Source organism: Nonomuraea sp. B10E15 (assembly GCF_039871615.1).
GTDB lineage: Bacteria > Actinomycetota > Actinomycetes > Streptosporangiales > Streptosporangiaceae > Nonomuraea.
This window is the reverse complement of the sequence record NZ_JBDPMB010000001.1, coordinates 38,851-56,720: the sequence shown is the minus strand read 5'-3', so window position 1 is coordinate 56,720 and position 17,870 is coordinate 38,851. Positions and strand designations below refer to the sequence as shown.

The following is a 17,870-nucleotide window of genomic DNA, read 5'->3' as shown; positions in this document are numbered from 1 at the left end:
CGCCACGACCCCCCGTGCTCGGATCCGAGCACGGGGATATCCGCGAACGCCCCGGGCATGCTGTCCGGCATGTGCCATTCCACCGACAGCAGACCGCCCGCCCCGCCCGTCCAGGGGGAGGTGGCCGCACACGAGCTGATCGCGCTGACCGCCGCCGACGGCAACCGTTTCCTCGCCTACCGGGCCGAGCCCGCCGAGCCCAACGGCCGCAGCGTGGTGATCCTGCCCGACGTACGCGGCCTGCACCCCTTCTACCGCGACCTCGCCGTGCGCTTCGCCGAGGCGGGATTCCCCACGATCGCGATCGACTACTTCGGCCGTACGGCGGGCCGCGGCGATCGCGGCGACGACTTCGACTTCATGCCGCACGTCAACCAGCTCACCCCCGAGGGGATCAGAGCCGACGCGAGGGCGGCGGCCGAGGCGCTGTCGGGCGGAGGGCCGGTGTTCACGGTGGGCTTCTGCATGGGCGGCTCCCAGTCGTGGCGGCTGGCCGCCGAGGGCAACGGCCTGTCCGGCGGCATCGGCTTCTACGGCGCGCTGCGCTTCATCGAGCCGCCGCGGTCAGGCCCGGGAGCGCCGCTCCTCCTGCTCAGAGGCGGGGCCGACGCGGTTTCGACGCCGGAGGAGTTCGAGGCGTACGAAGCCGCTCTCGACCAGGTGGGCACGGAGCACGAGACGCACGTCTACGACGGCGCGCCGCACTCGTTCTTCGACCGCGCCTACGGCGAGTGGGCCGAGGCGTGCCAGGACGCCTGGAGGCGCATCCTGTCCTTCACCGAACGCCACGCTCAGCCCAGATAGGCGGCCCTGACGACCGGGTCCTGCCTGATCTCGGCGGGCGTGCCGTTGTGGCGAGCGTGAACTCGCCTGGGAGGATGTCAACGGGTCCCCGAGCAACCGCTTGCTCACCATCTTGGCGCCGGGTTACCGTTTGGCGCATGCTGATGCGCGCGGCCGTCCTGACCAGGTTCCACGCCCCCATGGAGATCCGCGAGGTCGAGATCGCCGACCCCGGCCCCGGCGAGGCACGCGTGCGCGTCATGGCGTCCGGCGTGTGCGGCTCCGACCTCAAGGCCATCGACGGCAAGAGCCCCGTGGCGAGCCGGCCACCGTTCATCCTCGGACACGAAAGCGCCGGAGTGGTGGAGAGCGTCGGCACGGGCGTGACCACCGTCAAGCCCGGCGACCACGTCATCATCGCCATGAACGGCCCCTGCGGCCGGTGCCGCCCGTGCGGCGCGGGCCGGTTCCACCTGTGCTCCGGCCCGGCCAGGCTCCCCACTGTCATGGGCGGCCCGCCGCGCGTCACCCTCGACGGGCAGGAGACCCGCCGCTTCATCGGCATCGGCTCGTTCGCCGAGTACACCGTCGTCTCCGAGGCGATGTGCGTACGGATCACCGCCGACGCGTCCTTCGCCGCCATGTGCCTGCTGGCCTGCGGAGTCGTCACCGGCGTCGGCGCCGTCACGAACGTCGCCAAGGTGCCCCCCGGCGCCACCGTCCTCGTCGTGGGCTGCGGCGGCGTCGGACTCAACGTCATCCAGGGGGCGGTGCTCGCGGGCGCCACCACGATCGTCGCCGCCGACACGGCCGAACCGAAACTCAAGCTGGCCGAACGCTTCGGCGCCACCCACACCCTCCTCGCCGCGGACCTGCCCCGGCAAGTGGGCGAACTCGTGAAGGGTGGCGTCGACTACGCCTTCGACGCCACCGGCGCGCCCGGGGTGCTCTCCCGTGCTTTCGCCGCCACCCGTGCCGGCGGGACGGCGGTCATGGTCGGCAGCCCGCCCCAGGGCCACCACGCCGAGGTGGACACCGGCCTGCTGTTCGCCTCCCGCCGCCTCATGGGCACCCAGGGCGGAGACTCCGCACCGCACCGCGACCTGCCCATGCTGGCGGCGCAGTACCTCCGGGGCCGCCTCGACCTCGACGGCCTCATCACGGAACGCCTGCCCCTCGACCAGATCAACGAAGCCGTGAACCACGTCCGCCAGGGCACCGTCGCCCGCACGGTCATCACCTTCTGACGGCCGCCCGGCCGCGGTGCCCCGCGGGTCGTCTCAGTCCTCGTCGGAGAAGGCGCGGTAGTCGCGCAGCTCACGGCGCGCCTGGTGCCGGCTGCGACGGCGCTCCTCGCGACGGAAGTAGTACCACTCCCGGTTCCCACCCTTGGTTTCGCGGACGAGCACGTGGTAGCCGGGGGCGCCCCAGTAACAGCCGCCCCGGCGCCAGTTCGCGCTGTCGGCGGTGATCTCGTCCGGCAGCGTGCACGGCCCGAAACGATGATCATGCACGGGCACGCCGGTCATCGGCGGCGCGTCGGCCATCCGCACCCACCAGGGCCGGGTCTTGTCGGTCTTGCTCATACGGTCACCTTTCGGCTCCGTGACGCCCCGGGTTGGGGCCGTCGCTAGACCGGGTGCACCGTGATCACCTCCGACTTCGCATACAACAAAAGGGACCGAAGCGACAACGCCGCCCAGAGACCCTGATCCACACTACCCACGGACCGCGGCGGGTGGCGGGTTTCGGTCAGGCCATTCGGGGTGAGTCCGGCGCGACAACGCTTGCCCCGCACGTTTACTCGGATGCCCACGAGAAGGCACCCAACCCTTCGTCCCAGCTGGGCACATTGCAATTGATCACGCTGATACGCGAGGCTGCAGCAGCGCGAGTGTCCGCTTCCCGCGCTGCTCCGGCGCCTGCCTGGCCTGCGCTTGGCGGTGGCACCCGAGGAGGTGCCGATGCGTTCGGACATGAGCATCCATAGACTTCTCGTGAAGATCAGAGGAGGCGGAATGTCCTATCCCGAGCCCCGATACTTCGGCGAGGCCGGCGAGCACAGCGGCACTTTCCAGCTGGCCGGCCGGGAGCCCGACCTGTCCATGGGGGTGGGGGGCACGCAGGTGCACTACCTCGCGACGGGCGGCTCCACGAACGGAGCGTACGGCCTCTACCGGTGGGAGATGGGCCCGCGCCCGAGCGGCCCCGATCCGCACTTCCACCGGACCATGACCGAGTCGTTCTACGTGTTGTCGGGCACGATCCGCCTCTACAACGGCGAGGAGTGGGCCGACGGCAAGCCGGGTGACTTCCTGTTCCTGCCCGAGGGCGGTGTGCACGCTTTCAAGAACGAGTCGGGCGAACCGGCCTCGATGTTGATCCTGTTCACGCCGGGCGCCCCCCGCGAGGCGTACTTCGAGGAGCTCGCCGACATCGCCACCACCGGCCGGCAGCTGAGCCCGGAGGAGTGGACGGAGCTGTACCTGCGCCACGACCAGTACATGGTCTGACTTCGACGCCCCGGTCGAGGTGCGGCAAAACCGCTGGAACGATGGGTGACCGATCTCTTACCGTGTGTTACTGACACCACGGGGAGGAGAGACGGTGCACATGAAGAACGTCACCATGGCCGGGGCGCTCACCGGGCTGGTCATGACCGGGATGCAGGCCCAGTCCGCCGTGGCGGGAGACGTCCACGACTTCGGCGCCCTGGGCGTGGTCATCTGGAGCGAACCCAGGGCCGGTTCCGGCCGTGCCGGGATCGGCTACGCCGGCCAGGGGTTCGAGTCGGACCGGTCGGCCGAGTACGGCCTCTACCGCTGCGACTTCTTCGAGAGCACCCTGTGGCACCACGGCCGCAACATGGCGACCGGCGTCGTCGGCTGGGTTCCCGCCTGCAACCTGACCGACTCCGACTGACCAGGAGTCCTCACACGCCGGCCTTGACGGGCTCGCGGCGCGGCGCGGCCGGGGCCTCGTCCTCCTCGTGGCCCTCGACCGACAGATTGGGCAGGATGCGGTCGAGCCAGCGCGGGCACCACCAGTTGAGCCGCCCCAGCAGCACCATGGTGGCGGGCACGAGGAAGCCCCTGATGATCGTGGCGTCCACCGCGATGGCCACCGCCAGCCCGACTCCGAACGTCTTGACCATCGGATCCGGGTACGCGATGAACGCCACGAACACCGCCACCATGATGAGGGCGGCCGACGTGATGACGCGGCCCGTCGACCCGAGTCCCTGCGCCACCGACCGCGCGTTGCCCCGGTGCCGGTGGTACGCCTGCCGCACCGCCGTCAGCAGGAACACCTCGTAGTCCATCGACAGCCCGAACAGCACCGCGAACAGCATCAGCGGCACGTAGCTCTCGATCGGCACCGAGAAGAAGATGGTCTGCACGTACGACGAACTGGCCGGCGGGTCCATGCCCACCAGCCCGCTGCCCACCCCGATGGAGAACACCAGCGCCAGCGCCCCGAACGCGGCCCCGAGCGAGACGAGGTTCATCACCGCGGCCTTGATCGCGACGATGGGCGCGCGGAAGGCGAGCAGCAGGAGCAGCGCGCTCAGCAGCACGACCACGCCGATGACCAGCGGGGTGCGCTCGGCCATGCGGTCTCCCGCGTCGGTGAGCCCCGCGACCTTCCCGCCGACATGCACCTGCACGCCCGGCAGCGCGAGTTCCCTGATGTCCCTGACCACGTCGGCGGCCCGGGGGTCGCTCGGGGCGTAGTCGGTGACGACCTGGAGCAGGACCGACCGGCCCGAGGTGTTGACCTTGGGCTCGGCCACGTGTGCGGTGCCTTCGACGTCGTCGATCGCGCGGGTGAGGTGGTCGACGATCGGGTCGCCCGGGTCGGCGACCTTCGAGGGCAGCGTGGCGACCACGATCAGCGGCCCGTTGGCGCCGGGCCCGAAGCCGGTGGCCGTCAGCTCGTACGCCCGCCGCGACTCGGAGCCCTGGGTGCCGTATCCCTCGTCGAGGGGCCCGAGCTTCAGTGCCAGCGCGGGCGCGGCCAGCGCTCCCAGCACGAGGGCGCTGGCGAACAACACCCGCCACGGGCGGCGGGCGACCCACGAGCCGAGCCGTGCCCATCCGGCGCCGGACCCGCCGGCGCCCTTCAGGAACGGCACCTTGAGCGCGTTGACGCGGTGGCCGAGCAGCCCGAGCAGTGCGGGGACGAGCGTGACGGAGGTCAGCACGGCGGCGACGACGGAGATGCCGGTGACCCAGCCGAGCGTGGCCAGCAGCGGGAAGCCGGCCAGCATCAGCGCGCTCAACGCGATGATCACGGTGCCGCCGGCGAAGACGACGGCTCCTCCCGAGCTCGACACGGTGCGGCGTACGGACTCCACGACCGGCACCCCGTCGGCCAGCAGCCGGCGGTGGCGGGACAGCAGGAACAGCGCGTAGTCGATGCCCACGCCGAGCCCGATCATCGTGGCCATGATGCCGGCCTGCTTGGGCATGTCGACCACCCACCCGAGCAGGCCGATCACGCCGAGCCCCGAGGCCACGCTGACCAGCGCGGCGAAGATCGGGATGAGCGCGGCCACCAGCGTCCCGAACGCGAACACCAGCACGAGCAGCGCGCAGAGCACGCCGATGATCTCGCTGGGCCCGGTCTTGATCTCCTTGTCGGCGGGCGTGGAGCTGTCCGCGGGCACCACCTCGAGCCCGGCGGCCCGCGCCGGGTCCGCGGCCCTGGACAGGCTCTGGGTGAGTGCGGCGATCTTGTCGCTGTCGTGGCCCTCCATGCGGATGCCGATGAGCCCGATCTGCAGGTTGGAGGCGATGCCGCCCACGCGGTACGGCGAGTCCACCCGCACGACGTGCGGCATGGTCCGCAGCCGGTCGACGGCCCGCTCCACGGCGCGCTTGGGCGCGTCCTCGGTGAGGGGGCCGTCGGCGGAGTAGACGACGAGCTGCACCGTGCCGCCCGCGGCGTAGCCCGGCCCGAAGCCGGTCTTCATCAGGTCGTGCGCGCGTTGCGCGTCGGTCCCGGGGATGCTCGCGTCGTTGCTGGTGGGGGCGGCGAACACGAGGCTGCCGCCCATCAGCGCGGCCGCCGCGACCACCCAGAGAACCAGCACGATCCGCCCGTGGCGCGCGCACCAGCCGCCCAGCCGTCCCAGCAACCGCGTCATCGCAAAGCCCCCACTCGACGGCCGTCCTGTACGGTCGTACAGGACATACGATAAAACGGGAAATATTGGGAAGGCTGTCTCCTCGAGAGAATTGAGACGATGACCACAGCCGACGACACCCGCACCCGGATCCTGGCCGCCGCCCGCGAGCTGTTCGCCGAGCGCGGCTACGCGGCCACGTCGCTGGCCGACATCGCCGCCGCCGTCGGGCTGACCAAGACCGCCGTCGCCTACCACTTCCATCCCAAGGACCGCCTGGCGGCCGAACTGCTCTCGCCGGCGGCCGGCGACATGCTGGCGCTGCTCGACGCCGGCCACGGGAGCCGGGACGAGTTCGTGGAGGCCCTGGTCGGGTTCGCGGTGCGCTACCGCTCGGTGATCCGCCTGTTCATGGAGGACCTGGCCGGCGACGACTCCGTCTCCCCCGTCTCGCCCGGCTCGGAGCGCGCGGTGATCAGGACGTACAGGGACGAGATCTTCACCAAGCTCGTGGGCGAGGACCCCGGCCCGGAGACCCGGCTGAAGGGCTGGGCCCTGCTCGGCGCGTTGCAGTGGGGCACGGTCAAGACCATGGACCTGCCGGAGGAGCAGGTCAGAGCGGCCATGCTGGAGTCGGCCAGGGCGATCTGGCAAGACCCACCAGGCGGCTAGAGGCCGAGGATCTCGCGCTCGACGTGGGAGAGCGCGAGACGTACCGCGCCCAGCGCCACCCCTTCGTCCCCGAAGGTGGACGCCACCACCTCGGGCACGCTCACGCACAGCTCGGCCAGGTGCCGCCTGACCGGTTCGAGCAGCACGTCGCCGGCCCGGACGTAGCCGCCGCCCAGCACCAGCAGGTCGGGGTCGATGGCCAGCGCGAGCGCCGAGGCGCCGACGGCGAGGGTCTCGGCGTAACCGTCGACCCGCCGCCGGGCGTCGCGGTCGCCGCGCAGCGCCGCCTCGAACACCTCGGCCGCCGAGGCATCCTTGACCAGGTCGCGGGCGGCGTCCTCCCAGCCGACCTGGCGCAGCGTGCCGATCTCGCCCGCGGCCCCGCCGCGCCCAGGATGCAGCCGTCCGCCGATCAGGATGCCCGCGCCCACCCTTCGGCCCATCATGACGTACACGACGTCGGATGCGTGCTGGGCACTGCCGCGCCAGTGCTCGGCGAGCGCGGCGAGGTTGGCGTCGTTGGCCGCCAGCGCGGTGCAGCCGAACCAGTCTCCGGCCAGGCCCGCCAGGTCCACGCCCGTCCAGCCGGGCAGCGTGATCGACAACGACACGCGCCCGGTGCGGTCGACGATGCCCGAGGTGCCGGCCGCCACGGCCCACACGCGGGTGCGCGCCACGCCCGCGCCGTCCACGCAGGCCAGGCAGGTGCGGCGGGCGGCGGCCAGGCGTTCGTGGGCGGCGGCCTCGATGTCGACCTCGGCCCGCTCCCAGGCGATCACCTCGCCGCCGAGGTCGGCCAGCGCGGCCACGATGGTGTCGCCGCCGACCTCCACGCCCACCACGTAGCCGGCGTCCGCGCGGAACCCGAACCGCCGCGCGGGCCGCCCCATCGCGCCCTCGTCGGGCGGCACCTCCTTGACGTACCCGCGCTCGCCCAGCTCGTCGAGGACCGCCTCGACCGTCTGCCTGGACAGCCCGGTGATGCGGCCGAGCTGTGTCAGCGTGGCCACGCCCTCGCGGCGCAGGGCCCTGAGCGTGGCCTGGGTGTTCACCTTGCGCAGCAGCGACGCGTCACCCGGCCGGAGCTCGGTCACTTATGAGACCTTTCTCCATAACTTCCCTATTGACGTCTACCAGCCCGGATCTTAGCATCGGCCGACATACGTGAATTGGTTACATAAGTGAGGAGCGCTATGATCACGCTCGCCATCGTCGGCGCGGGCTCGCGGGGCGCCTCCTACGCCGACCACGCCGTCGAGACCGGCCGGGCGCGCGTGGTCGCGGTGGCCGACCCGCTCGCCCGCCGCCGCGGCAGGTTCCCCGACGCGACCCCGTACGCCGGCTGGCGCGAGCTGGCCGCGCTGCCCCGCCAGGCGGACGCGGTCGTCATCGCCACCCAGGACCGCGAGCACGTCGAGCCGGCCGTGCGCTTCGCCGAGCTGGGCTACGACATCCTGCTGGAGAAGCCCATGGCGGCCTCGGAGGACGACTGCCACGCGATCGTGAACGCCGCCGAGCGCTCCGGCGCGATGTTCGCCGTCTGCCACGTGCTGCGCTACACGCCGTACACCAGGGTGCTGAAACAGCTGCTCGACGCGGGACGGATCGGCGAGATCGTCAACATCCAGCACCTGGAGCCGGTCGGCTGGTGGCACCAGGCGCACTCGTACGTGCGGGGCAACTGGCGGCGGGCCGACGAGTCCACGTTCATGCTGCTCGCCAAGTCGTGCCACGACCTCGACTGGCTGGTGCACCTGACGGGCCGGCAGGTCACCCGCGTGTCGTCGTTCGGCGGCCTCCAGCACTTCCGCCCCGAGAACCGGCCGGAGGGCGCCGCCGACCGCTGCCTCGACTGCCGGGTCGAGCCCGACTGCCCCTACTCCGCCCGGCGCATCTACCTGCCGCTGGCGGGCGGGGACGAGTGGCCGCTGTCCGTGCTCACCGACGACGTCTCCGAGCAGGGGGTGCTGGAGGCGCTCAGGACCGGCCCGTACGGCAGGTGCGTGTACGCCTGCGACAACGACGTGGTCGACCACCAGGTCGTGAACCTGGAGTTCGAGGGAGGCGCGACCGCGTCGTTCACGATGACGGCGTTCACCCCGGCGCTCCACCGGCAGACGCGCGTCTTCGGCACCCGCGGCTCCATCGAGGGCGACGGCGACCGCCTGACCGTGACCGACTTCGTCACCGGCCGCTCCGAGACCGTCGACACCCGCCCCACCGGCGACGCGACGGCGAGGGGCGGCCACGGCGGCGGCGACCAGGCGCTGGTCGAGGCGTTCCTGACCGCGGTGGCCACGAGAGAGCGCGCCCCGATCCTCTCCTCGCCCCGCGAGAGCCTGCACAGCCACCTCATCGCCTGGGAGGCCGAGCGGTCGCGGCTGCGCGGCGAGACCGTAACCCTGGAAGGAACCCCCCGATGAAGGCAATCCACATCGCCGCCGCGCTGGCGCTCGGCGCGGGACTGGCCGGCTGCGGCTCGACGACCCCCGCGAGCGCGCCGGACGCGCAGGAGAACGGCGGGCGCGGGCCGATCACGTTCCTCGGCGGCAAGTTCGAGGCCGAGTCGGTGCAGAAGATCGTCGACGCCTGGAACGCCGCGCACCCCGACGAGAAGGCGACCGTCGTGCTGCTCCCGGAGAGCGCCGACGAGCAGCGCCGCAAGCTCATCCAGAGCGCGCAGACCAAGTCGGACACCGGCGACGTCATCCTCATCGACGCGGTGTGGACCAGCGAGTTCGCCGCGAACCGGTGGGTGGACGAGCTGAAGCTGGACACGACCGGCCTCCTCCCCACCACCATCGAAACAGGGAAGTATCGAGACAAGCTCTATGCGATGCCGCTGTTCACCGGCACCGGCCTGCTCTACTACCGCACCGACCTGGTCAAGGAGCCGCCCAAGACCTGGGACGAGATGAAGAAGATCTGCGCGGACGTCCTGCCCGGGCAGAAGGGCATGAGCTGCTACGCCGGCCAGTTCGACAAGTACGAGGGCCTGACCGTGAACTTCGCCGAGGCCGTCGCCTCCGCCGGCGGCCGGCTGCTCGACGCCTCCGGCAAGCCCCAGGTCACCAGCGAGGCGGCGAAGCAGGCAGCACGGTTCCTCGCCGACGGATTCGACAGCGGCATGATCCCCAAAGAGGCGATCACGTACAAGGAGGAGGAGGGACGGGTCGCCTTCCAGGAGGGCAAGCTGCTCTTCTACCGCAACTGGGCCTACGGCTACGAGGCCGCGCAGAAGACCGACGGCTCCAGCGAGGTCGTGGACAAGTTCGACGTGGCGCCCATCCCCGGGCTGACCGGCCCGGGCGCGGGCACGCTGGGCGGCAACAACCTGGCCGTCTCCGCCTTCTCCAAGCACAAGCAGAGCGCCAGGGACTTCGTCGCGTTCATGACCAGCGCCGCGCAGATCAAGGCGTTCGCGCGGACCAGCTCGATGCCGGTGGCGCGGACCGCGATCTACGAGGATCCCGAGCTGGTCAAGAAGTACCCGTACCTGCCGGCGCTCAAGGAGGGCATCCTCGCCGCCGTGCCGCGCCCCGCGGCCGTCAAGTACGGCGACGTGACCGCCGCCGTCCAGGAGTCCGCGTACGCCATCGTCACCGGCGCCAAGCCCGTCGACCAGGCACTGACCGAGCTGCAGTCGGCCCTCGGCCCGCTGCTCACGTGAGGGTGCGCCCGGCCGTCCCGCGCGGCCAGTCGTGGACGGCCGCGGCCATGCTGTCGCCCACCATGATCGTGCTGGCGCTCGTGGTCCTCTATCCGCTGCTCGCCGCCATGCGCGAGTCGTTCTACGAGAGCGGGCAGCGGCTCGACGCGGACGGGTTCGTGGTGGAGGGCGAGTGGTTCGCCGGGCTCGCCAACTACGCGGGCGTGGTGGGGCAGCGGTTCGTGAACGCCGCGTTCAACACCACCCTGTTCACCGTGGTGACGGTGGCGCTGGAGGTCGTGCTCGGGGTGGCCATGGCGCTGGTCATGCGGCGGGCCTTCAGGGGGCAGGCGTTCCTGCGGGCCAGCATCCTCATCCCGTGGGCGGTCCCGACTGCGGTCGCGGGCCTGATGTGGAAGTGGATCTTCCAGGCGGACGGGGTGGCCAACGCCCTGCTCGGCACCGACATCCTCTGGACCGCGGACGGCCCCTGGGCCAAGCTCGCCGTGATCGTCGCCGACACCTGGAAGACCGCCCCCTTCGTCGGCCTGCTCGTGCTGGCCGGGCTGCAGATCATCCCGTCCAGCGTGTACGAGGCCGCCAAGGTCGACGGCGCCACCCCCTGGCAGACGTTCTGGCGGATCACGTTGCCCCTGGTCAGACCCGCCCTGCTGGTGGCCGTGCTGTTCCGGCTGATGGACGCGCTGCGCATCTTCGACCTGCCGTACGTGCTGGTCGGACCGCGCAAGCAGTCGGTGGAGACGTTGTCGGGGCTCATCTGGGACGAGGCGACACGGGTGCACTACGGGCCCGCGTCGGCGTACGGGACGGCGTTGTTCGCCTACATCGCGGTGATCGCGTTCGTGTTCGTCAGGCTGCTCGGAGCCGACCTGCTGAGCGACGTGCGCTCGCGCGGGAAGGAGGCCCGCCATGTGGCGTAGGGCCGCGATGACCGGCATCGCGCTGTACTGCCTGGTGCCGTTCTACTGGATGGTGGTGTCGAGTTTCCGCCGCACCGCCGACATCCACGACAAGTCGCCGCTGCCCGCCCCGTGGTCGCTGGAGAGCTACGACGCGGTCTTCGCCGAGGGCATGGGCTTCGGCCGGTCGCTGGTCAACAGCCTCGTCGTCGCGGGCACCACCACGGCGGTCACCCTCCTGGTCGGCACCATGGCCGCGTACGCGCTGGCCCGGCTGGCCTTCCGCGGCAAGAACGTCATCCTGGCCCTCGTGATCGCCGTGTCCATGTTCCCCGGCGCGCTGCTGATCGTGCCGCTGCTCAAGTTGTTCACGACGATCGGCTGGATCAACACCTACCAGGCGATGATCGTCCCGTCGATGTCCTTCGCCCTGCCGCTGACCATCTGGAACCTGACGACGTTCTTCCGGCAGCTGCCGTACGAGCTGGAGCAGGCCGCCATGATCGACGGCTGCACCGCCTTCGCCGCCTTCCGCCGCGTCATGCTCCCCCTGGCGGCGCCGGGGGTCTTCACCACGGCGATCCTGGCCTTCATCGCGACCTGGAACGAGTTCATCATCGCCGTCACCATGGTCAACGACCAGTCCCGCCAGACGGCCACGGTCCGGATCGCCCAGTTCACGGGCGCGGCCAAGTTCGACACCCCGTTCGGCACGCAGATGGCGGCGGGCGTGCTCGTGACGATCCCGCTGGTGCTGCTGGTGCTGTTCTTCCAGCGCCGCATCGTCGCGGGGCTGACGGCGGGGGCGCTCAAGTGAGCATGCCACCGCCCGGGAAGGGGACGGTGCCGATGATGTCGCGGCAGTCGACCAGCCCCAGCTGGCGGGAGTCCTGGGAGCGTGGGTTGTCCCCGGCCACCGCGACATGCCCGGCCGGCACGTGCGGCACATCCGGCATCGAGGGGGCAAGCCAGTCGGGCAGCGGGTCGCCGGCGATGGCGGCGACCCGCTTGATCCGGTGCGGCAGGCGCTCGTCCGCGACCCGGAAGACGATGATGTCGTTGCGCCGGGGGTCGCGGCGTAGCCGGCGTGCGAGCAGGTGCTGGCCGTCGTGCAGGGTCGGCGCCATGCTGGTGCCGCGCACGGTCACTCTGATCCAGCCGATCATGGCACCCTCGCGTCCTGGTAGCCGCCGGCCTGGAGGCGGAACAGCCGGGCGTACTCGCCGTCCGCGTCCATCAGCTGGTCGTGGCTGCCCTGCTCGGCGACCCGGCCGTCGACGAGGGTGACGATCAGGTCGGCGCCGCGTAGCGCTGACATGCGGTGGGAGATCAGCAGCCTGGTACGGCCCCGCGCGTGCCGGCGCACGGTGGTGTGCACACGGTGCTCGCCCTCGGCGTCCAGTCCCGAGGTGGGCTCGTCCAGCACGATCAGCTCGGCGTCGGTGCGCATCAGGCAGCGGGCCAGGGCCATCCGCTGCCACTGCCCGCCGGACAGCGTCACGCCGGCCCGCTCGCCGTCGTCGTCGGTGTGCGTCCGGGAAAGGACGGTGTCGTAGCCGCTGGGCAGGGCCGCCACGGTGTCGTCGGCGCCTGCCGCCCGCGCGGCCGCGGCGATCCGTGGCCGGTCGCCGAGGTGCTGGACCTGCCCGATGCCGATGTTCTCTGCCGCGGTCAGGTCGTAGGTCATGAAATCCTGGAACACCACGCCGATCCGCGCGCGCAGTGCCGCGACGTCCAGCTCGCGGATGTCCACACCACCCCAGGTGATCGTGCCGCGCTGCGGGTCGTAGAACCGGCACAGCAGTTTCACCAGCGTGCTCTTGCCCGCCCCGTTGACGCCGACGAGTCCCACGGCGGCGCCGGCGGGAACGGTCAGGGTCACCCCGCGCAGCACCCACGGGCCTTCCTCGCCGTACCGGAACCAGACGTCGCGCACCTCGATGGTCGCCGACGGAGGTGGCGTGCCCGTGCCGTCCGGCAGGTCGTCACCGGTGTCGAGGACGTCGAGGTAGTGCACGAACAGCCGCGCCGCGCGGACGGCCTCGCCGAGTTGGAGCACCACGCCGGACAGCCCGGCCTGCACGCCGGCCACCGCACCGAGGAACAGCACCAGGTCGCCGACCGGCGAGCCACCGGTGGCGACGTTCGTGGCGACCACGACCGTGCCCATCCCTGTGACGGCGGCGCCGAGCAGCGCGAGCCCGCTCTGCGCCAGTGCGCCGCGGCGTGCCACGGACAGCCGTGCGTGCGTGACCGCCGCCAGCGAGTCGATCATCCTGGTGTGCAGCAGCGTGCCGATGCCGAACAACCTGATCTCCTTGGCGGCACGCACATCGGTGAGCAGCGCCCGGTAGAACAGGCGGCGCCGGTCCGTGGCCACCCACGCCTCCTCGACGGCCGCCTCGCGCCGCGCGGTCGCCAGCCTGGCGAGCACGGCGGTCAGCACGGACGCGAGCAGCAGCAGGGTCATCGGTGGCCACACAGCCAGCAGCACACCCGCGAAGCTGGTGAGCAGCACCACCGAGCGGACCAGCTCTTGCGCGAACTGCGAGACCGTGCCGGGCGCTTCCTGCGCGGCCTGCTCGGCGAGCCGCAACCGGTCGTGGAACGCGGGATCCTCGAGATGTCGCAGCCCTGGCAGGGCGGCGACCCGCTGGAACAGCCGGCTCTCCACGGTCAGCGTGACCCGGTGCTGGACCACCTCGCCGAGATACCCGGCGAGATACAGAAGAGCGATGGCCAGCCCTCCCGCGAGCGCCGAAGCGATGGCGAGGAACACCACCCGGCCCGCGTTCGCTGTGCCCGTGGTGAGCTCGTTGACCAGCAGCATCGTCAGCCATGCCCCGCTCGCGGGCGCGGCACCCGCGAGCACGGTCAGTCCCAGTGCGGTGGCGGCGGTCACCGGCGCGGACCGGAACGGCAACGCGAGCGCCACCACGCCGGCACGGGCGGCGGACCGGGTCATGCCACCTTCGCCGGAGCGCCGGTGGCCTGCGCGAAGTCGTCGAGCCGGGTGCCGGACGCGGTCACCACGCCGCTGTGCGTGTGCAGCAACGTCGGGAACGCGACGATCTCGAACGCGCTCAGCACGGGGTCGTCGACCCCGATGAGCGCGACCCGGCCCAGCGCACCGAGCTTGGCGGCCAACCGCTCCGTGGCCTCAGGAGCATCCGGATCACCCTGCACCATGGACACGAACCGCGCCTCCGGCGGAGCGGCGACCAGCGCGTCCGACAACATCCGGCACGGCCCGCAACCGACCTGGAAGAACCCGACCTGGACCGGGCCGTCCAGATCGGCCTCGGAGATCGGGACGCCGTCCACGCCGGTCACCGAGAACGGGCCGACGACCGTGCCGGGCCCCGGCACGCTCGTGTGGCGAGCGGGCGCGCCGCCGTGCTCCTGCAGTTCGCGGACCCTGGCCACCAGCCCGAAGGTGAACAGCAGGTGCACCGCGACCACGGCAGCGAGCAGCACGACAGCGGTGGCGAGCACGGTCAACGGTTCCTCCCTGCGGGAACGAGGAGGAACGCGACATCCTCCCAGCGGATCGTGAGCAGACCGGCGAACGCGCCGGCGACCACGGCGACCAGCGCGCCCGGAGCGGACGCGGGCACGCCGCCGGCGAACGCGCCTGCCACGGCGACGGCCACCAGCAGACCGTTACGGACCAGATGCCGCGGCCCGAGCAGGCCGCCACCCGCGCCGAAACACTGACAACGCACCGGCTGCCCGGCCAGGACCGCACGCGCGATCCCAGCGCAGAACATCACGAGAAGCACGGCCGCCATGGCGTAGCCGGCCGGCCGCATGCCGGGGACAGCCAGCAACACCACGGTGCCGGCCTCCCCCATCACCACCACGCCGGCGACCGGACCGGCGGGCAGCCACCGCGGCCCGACCGCCGCGACCAGGTCACGGAACCCGGCCAGCCCTCGCCTGGAACGCACCTTCCCCACGACCGCCGCAGAGAAGACAACGGCGAGTAACGCGCGGGCGAACAGGTCAAGCACCTCAGCCCCTCCGGGTGGACACGGCGGCGGGGCACGCGGCAGCGTCCCCCGCCGGGGTGATTACGCGTTCACTTGCAGGTGGACGACTTGCTGGTGCAGCTGCCCATGCAGTTGAAGCGGTAGCCCTTCTTGCAGCACTGGCCGTGTTCCGCCACACACGCGCCGGCTTCCACGCTCGGCAAGACCGCTCCGACGAGCCGCTCACCCGCCCGCCGCATGAGTCCCTTCATGACAACTCCTTCCGTGACCAACGACGCGGACGCCGACCAGAAGAAGTACGTGCCATGCCTCCCCTGGCGGTGCCGACAAGGCTGCCCCGGATCGCGTGCGATGTCCTTAGCAGGAAGTCCACATTTGTTCGCACCGGATCTACTGAAGTCGCGGAACCTGGCGATGAACCGCCTGCCCCCGCTCCGGCGGCCGGGCGCCCTCCTGCCGCTGCCTGCGGCGCCTGCTCAGGAACCAGCCCAGTCCCAGAACGGCGAGTGCGAGCGGCGTCCTGGTCAGCCACTTCGCGGCGAAGAACATGAACAACTTTTTCATGAGCTGCACCTGCCCCGGGAACGGCGCGGCACGCACAGGTCCGTGCGACGCGCCCGGGCGGTCACTCGCCGGGGACCTGGCCGCTCGGGGTCGGCGAAGGCTGCTCGTCGCCGGGGTCGGGAGGACCTGACTGGCCGGCCACGCCGACGATGATCACGACCGTGGCTCCCGGCTTGGCGCAGGTGCCCGCCTGGACGCTCTGGCGCAGGATCGTGCCCGCCCGCGACTCGTCCTCCACCACCTGCCCGCGCTGGCGCACCCTGAAGCCGGCGGCCTCCAGGGCCGCCCGCCCGTCCGCCCTGGTCCGGCCGACGACGGGCGGCGCAGCCGTGCCGTGGCGGGACAGGGTGAGGTTCACCGAGGTGCCACCGGAGACGCGGCTGCCCGCTTCGGGGTCGCTGCCGAGCACCCGGCCGCCGGGCTGGGCGGAGCAGGTGTGGCTGATCGTGCCGACCTCGAGGCCCGCGCCGGTCAGGGCGTTCTCGGCGGCCCGGCGCGGCTCGCCCGTGACCGCGGGCACCGCCACCCCCTTCGACACCTGGAGCGCGACCTTGCTGCCCTTGGCCGCCTCCGCGCCGGAGGCGGGCTCGCTGCCGAGCACCTGGCCGATCTTCTCCGGCGAGTCGGCCTCGGTGACCGTGCCCAGTGCCAGCCCGGCCTTCTTGAGTGCCTTGGTCGCCGCGCCCTTGCTCATCCCGACCAGGGAAGGCACCGGCACGGTGACCGGGCGGGTCACCGGGGGTGGCTTCGCGGTGGGCTCGCGCTGCTCCTGCGTCTCCTTCCTGGTCCTGATCGGGGTGGACTCGCCGATCGGCGACTGCGTGATCACGGGCGGGTACGTGTCCGGCAGCCGCGGTCCCGCCTGCGCACCCCGCTGGTCGTCGAACGTGGGGATGAGCACCGTGAGCAGCACGGCTGCGGTCACCGTGAGCGCCGCGCAGACGGCGACGGCGGCCCTCGGCCAGCCCCGTCTCGGGGGCTGGGTCAGCTGCGTGCCAGGACCGGGCCCCGACGTCTCGGGCGGGCGCCCCACCCGCCCCCACCCGGTGGCCCCGGACCCGCCACCCGCCCCTGCGAGGAGATCCACCGAGGCGGGAGCTCCGGACACGCCCTGCTCCCTGCCGGGCTCTCCACGAGCGGACCCGGATCCCGCGGGCTCCCGCGACTCGGGCAGCACGTAACCGCCGGACGCCCCCGTCTCCTCAGGCTCGGCCATCGGGGGTCGCGGCTCGGAGATCAGCGGCGGCACGGCCCGCAGGATGGGGCCGGGTGGCGAGCTCAGCACGCCGTCCGGCACGTCGCCCGCGTCACCCAGCAGCGCGAGCAGCAGGTCCCTGCTGCTCGGCCGGTTGCGGGCGTCCTTGTCCAGGCACGACTCCACCAGCGTGCGCAAGTGGCCGTCCAGCAGCCCGAGTTCGGGCGCCGCGGTCAGGATGCGGTGCAGCACCGGCGCGACGGAGTCCTGCCCGAACGGCGCGCTCGCGTTGGCCGCGAAGCACATCGTCGCGCCCCACGAGAACACGTCCGCCGCCCCGGTGACCGCCGACGCGGTGATCTGCTCGGGCGCCATGTACGCGGGTGTCCCCACGCCCCTGCCGCTCACCGTGGCCGCCGCGTCCAGCGCCTTGGCCAGGCCGAAGTCGATCACGCGCGGCCCGTCGGGGCCGAGCAGCACGTTCTGGGGCTTGAAGTCGCGGTGCACGATCCCGGCCCGGTGGATCGCCGCGAGCGCGGTCGCGGTGCCGACCGCGAGCCGCTCCAGTGCGCCGCCCCGCCGCGGCCCCGTGAGCGCGACCTCCCGCTGCAGCGAAGGCCCCTCGACATATTCGCTCACGATGTACGGCCGGCCCTCGTCGAACCCGGCGTCGACCACCTGCGCCGTGCAGAACCGCGCCACGTGCTTGGCCAGCTCGACTTCCCGCAGGAACGCCCCCCGCTCGTCGCCGACCGGCCCATGCAGCAGCTTGACCGCGTATCTTTCCCCGCCCCTCGTGCCGAGGAACACCGCACCCTGACCACCCTCGCCCAGGCGCCCGGAGAGCGTGTACTCCCCGAGCCGCTGCGGGTCCCCCGTCCTGAGCGGCTGTGCCGTTGGCACGGGCACCCTCCCCTCGCCGCCTGCTTCCTACTGAAGGCAACGGGCCGCCCGCAGTCAACCGTGC

At 71.9% G+C, this 17,870-nt stretch carries 19 protein-coding genes; 9 read left to right on the top strand and 10 right to left on the bottom strand.

All coding sequences use genetic code 11. From position 1 onward, the window contains the following. The first annotated feature begins 69 nt into the window (after positions 1-69). Both ABGB14_RS00270 and ABGB14_RS00265 read left to right on the top strand, forming a co-directional pair. Positions 70-804: a dienelactone hydrolase family protein gene (locus ABGB14_RS00270; RefSeq protein ID WP_347641450.1), complete on the top strand. Its 735-nt coding sequence runs from the start codon at positions 70-72 to the stop codon at positions 802-804. A gap of 137 nt (positions 805-941) precedes the next feature. Further along, positions 942-2,030, top strand: coding sequence for an alcohol dehydrogenase catalytic domain-containing protein (locus ABGB14_RS00265; protein ID WP_347641449.1), 1,089 nt, complete (start codon positions 942-944; stop codon positions 2,028-2,030). A gap of 33 nt (positions 2,031-2,063) precedes the next feature. Here ABGB14_RS00265 and ABGB14_RS00260 read toward each other — a convergent pair whose 3' ends face one another. Beyond that, on the bottom strand, positions 2,064-2,369 hold the full coding sequence (locus tag ABGB14_RS00260; protein WP_347641448.1) for a hypothetical protein: 306 nt from the start codon (positions 2,367-2,369) through the stop codon (positions 2,064-2,066). A 432-nt stretch (positions 2,370-2,801) separates the two neighbouring features. On the opposite strand from ABGB14_RS00260, the gene ABGB14_RS00255 reads away from it, so the two are divergent. Both ABGB14_RS00255 and ABGB14_RS00250 read left to right on the top strand, forming a co-directional pair. Beyond that, positions 2,802-3,296 carry a cupin domain-containing protein gene (locus ABGB14_RS00255; RefSeq protein WP_347641447.1) on the top strand — a complete coding sequence of 165 codons (495 nt, stop codon included), beginning with the start codon at positions 2,802-2,804 and terminating at the stop codon, positions 3,294-3,296. A 100-nt stretch (positions 3,297-3,396) separates the two neighbouring features. Further along, entirely contained in the window at positions 3,397-3,705 is a 309-nt protein-coding gene (locus tag ABGB14_RS00250) for a hypothetical protein (RefSeq protein ID WP_347641446.1), read from the top strand. Positions 3,706-3,715: 10 nt separating this feature from the next. On the opposite strand, the gene ABGB14_RS00245 is transcribed toward ABGB14_RS00250, so the two are convergent. After that, positions 3,716-5,932 (bottom strand): MMPL family transporter, encoded by a 2,217-nt coding sequence (locus ABGB14_RS00245; RefSeq protein WP_347641445.1) that lies wholly within the window; start codon positions 5,930-5,932, stop codon positions 3,716-3,718. A 99-nt stretch (positions 5,933-6,031) separates the two neighbouring features. On the opposite strand from ABGB14_RS00245, the gene ABGB14_RS00240 reads away from it, so the two are divergent. Continuing rightward, a complete protein-coding gene (locus ABGB14_RS00240; protein ID WP_347641444.1) occupies positions 6,032-6,583 on the top strand; it encodes a helix-turn-helix domain-containing protein in 552 nt (183 codons plus the stop codon). Here ABGB14_RS00240 and ABGB14_RS00235 read toward each other — a convergent pair. Then, positions 6,580-7,677, bottom strand: a complete 1,098-nt coding sequence (locus tag ABGB14_RS00235) for an ROK family transcriptional regulator (protein ID WP_347641443.1) — start codon at positions 7,675-7,677, stop codon at positions 6,580-6,582. The two genes, ABGB14_RS00240 and ABGB14_RS00235, sit on opposite strands and share 4 nt — an antisense overlap. Before the next feature lie 99 nt (positions 7,678-7,776). On the opposite strand from ABGB14_RS00235, the gene ABGB14_RS00230 reads away from it, so the two are divergent. From ABGB14_RS00230 to ABGB14_RS00215, 4 genes are read left to right on the top strand one after another with little or no spacing between them, the layout of a single operon-like run. Beyond that, positions 7,777-9,006: a Gfo/Idh/MocA family oxidoreductase gene (locus ABGB14_RS00230; RefSeq protein WP_347641442.1), complete on the top strand. Its 1,230-nt coding sequence runs from the start codon at positions 7,777-7,779 to the stop codon at positions 9,004-9,006. Then, on the top strand, positions 9,003-10,253 hold the full coding sequence (locus ABGB14_RS00225) for an ABC transporter substrate-binding protein (protein ID WP_347641441.1): 1,251 nt from the start codon (positions 9,003-9,005) through the stop codon (positions 10,251-10,253). Before ABGB14_RS00230 ends, ABGB14_RS00225 begins: the two co-directional genes overlap by 4 nt. Continuing rightward, positions 10,250-11,173 (top strand): sugar ABC transporter permease, encoded by a 924-nt coding sequence (locus ABGB14_RS00220; protein WP_347641440.1) that lies wholly within the window; start codon positions 10,250-10,252, stop codon positions 11,171-11,173. Before ABGB14_RS00225 ends, ABGB14_RS00220 begins: the two co-directional genes overlap by 4 nt. Beyond that, the gene (locus tag ABGB14_RS00215) at positions 11,163-11,969 is read left to right on the top strand and encodes a carbohydrate ABC transporter permease (RefSeq protein WP_347641439.1); all 807 of its coding nucleotides are present in this window, start codon (positions 11,163-11,165) and stop codon (positions 11,967-11,969) included. The genes ABGB14_RS00220 and ABGB14_RS00215 overlap by 11 nt, the downstream gene beginning before the upstream one ends. Here the strand turns inward: ABGB14_RS00215 and lepB are convergent. From lepB to ABGB14_RS00180, 7 genes are all read right to left on the bottom strand, one after another. Beyond that, positions 11,962-12,318, bottom strand: coding sequence for a signal peptidase I (gene lepB / locus ABGB14_RS00210; protein ID WP_347641438.1), 357 nt, complete (start codon positions 12,316-12,318; stop codon positions 11,962-11,964). The two genes, ABGB14_RS00215 and lepB, sit on opposite strands and share 8 nt — an antisense overlap. Beyond that, positions 12,315-14,117: an ABC transporter ATP-binding protein gene (locus ABGB14_RS00205; protein WP_347641437.1), complete on the bottom strand. Its 1,803-nt coding sequence runs from the start codon at positions 14,115-14,117 to the stop codon at positions 12,315-12,317. Before ABGB14_RS00205 ends, lepB begins: the two co-directional genes overlap by 4 nt. Further along, positions 14,114-14,653: a hypothetical protein gene (locus ABGB14_RS00200; RefSeq protein ID WP_347641436.1), complete on the bottom strand. Its 540-nt coding sequence runs from the start codon at positions 14,651-14,653 to the stop codon at positions 14,114-14,116. Before ABGB14_RS00200 ends, ABGB14_RS00205 begins: the two co-directional genes overlap by 4 nt. Continuing rightward, complete coding sequence (locus ABGB14_RS00195) at positions 14,650-15,165, bottom strand: MauE/DoxX family redox-associated membrane protein (protein WP_347641435.1); 516 nt, start codon at positions 15,163-15,165, stop codon at positions 14,650-14,652. Before ABGB14_RS00195 ends, ABGB14_RS00200 begins: the two co-directional genes overlap by 4 nt. A 68-nt stretch (positions 15,166-15,233) precedes the next feature. Continuing rightward, positions 15,234-15,395 (bottom strand): hypothetical protein, encoded by a 162-nt coding sequence (locus ABGB14_RS00190; RefSeq protein WP_347641434.1) that lies wholly within the window; start codon positions 15,393-15,395, stop codon positions 15,234-15,236. A 139-nt stretch (positions 15,396-15,534) separates the two neighbouring features. Further along, positions 15,535-15,708: a DUF6203 family protein gene (locus ABGB14_RS00185; RefSeq protein ID WP_347641433.1), complete on the bottom strand. Its 174-nt coding sequence runs from the start codon at positions 15,706-15,708 to the stop codon at positions 15,535-15,537. A gap of 61 nt (positions 15,709-15,769) precedes the next feature. Next, positions 15,770-17,806, bottom strand: a complete 2,037-nt coding sequence (locus tag ABGB14_RS00180; RefSeq protein WP_347641432.1) for a PASTA domain-containing protein — start codon at positions 17,804-17,806, stop codon at positions 15,770-15,772. Positions 17,807-17,870 lie beyond the last annotated feature (64 nt).

Coding starts and splice junctions, on each gene's coding strand:
- ABGB14_RS00225 (WP_347641441.1), top strand. CDS start 9,003: ATGAAGGCAATCCACATCGCCGCCGCGCTGGCGCTCGGCGCGGGACTG.
- ABGB14_RS00245 (WP_347641445.1), bottom strand. CDS start 5,932: ATGACGCGGTTGCTGGGACGGCTGGGCGGCTGGTGCGCGCGCCACGGG.
- lepB (WP_347641438.1), bottom strand. CDS start 12,318: ATGATCGGCTGGATCAGAGTGACCGTGCGCGGCACCAGCATGGCGCCG.
- ABGB14_RS00250 (WP_347641446.1), top strand. CDS start 3,397: ATGAAGAACGTCACCATGGCCGGGGCGCTCACCGGGCTGGTCATGACC.
- ABGB14_RS00205 (WP_347641437.1), bottom strand. CDS start 14,117: ATGACCCGGTCCGCCGCCCGTGCCGGCGTGGTGGCGCTCGCGTTGCCG.
- ABGB14_RS00255 (WP_347641447.1), top strand. CDS start 2,802: ATGTCCTATCCCGAGCCCCGATACTTCGGCGAGGCCGGCGAGCACAGC.
- ABGB14_RS00190 (WP_347641434.1), bottom strand. CDS start 15,395: ATGAAGGGACTCATGCGGCGGGCGGGTGAGCGGCTCGTCGGAGCGGTC.
- ABGB14_RS00185 (WP_347641433.1), bottom strand. CDS start 15,708: ATGAAAAAGTTGTTCATGTTCTTCGCCGCGAAGTGGCTGACCAGGACG.
- ABGB14_RS00265 (WP_347641449.1), top strand. CDS start 942: ATGCTGATGCGCGCGGCCGTCCTGACCAGGTTCCACGCCCCCATGGAG.
- ABGB14_RS00230 (WP_347641442.1), top strand. CDS start 7,777: ATGATCACGCTCGCCATCGTCGGCGCGGGCTCGCGGGGCGCCTCCTAC.
- ABGB14_RS00270 (WP_347641450.1), top strand. CDS start 70: ATGTGCCATTCCACCGACAGCAGACCGCCCGCCCCGCCCGTCCAGGGG.
- ABGB14_RS00215 (WP_347641439.1), top strand. CDS start 11,163: ATGTGGCGTAGGGCCGCGATGACCGGCATCGCGCTGTACTGCCTGGTG.
- ABGB14_RS00240 (WP_347641444.1), top strand. CDS start 6,032: ATGACCACAGCCGACGACACCCGCACCCGGATCCTGGCCGCCGCCCGC.
- ABGB14_RS00260 (WP_347641448.1), bottom strand. CDS start 2,369: ATGAGCAAGACCGACAAGACCCGGCCCTGGTGGGTGCGGATGGCCGAC.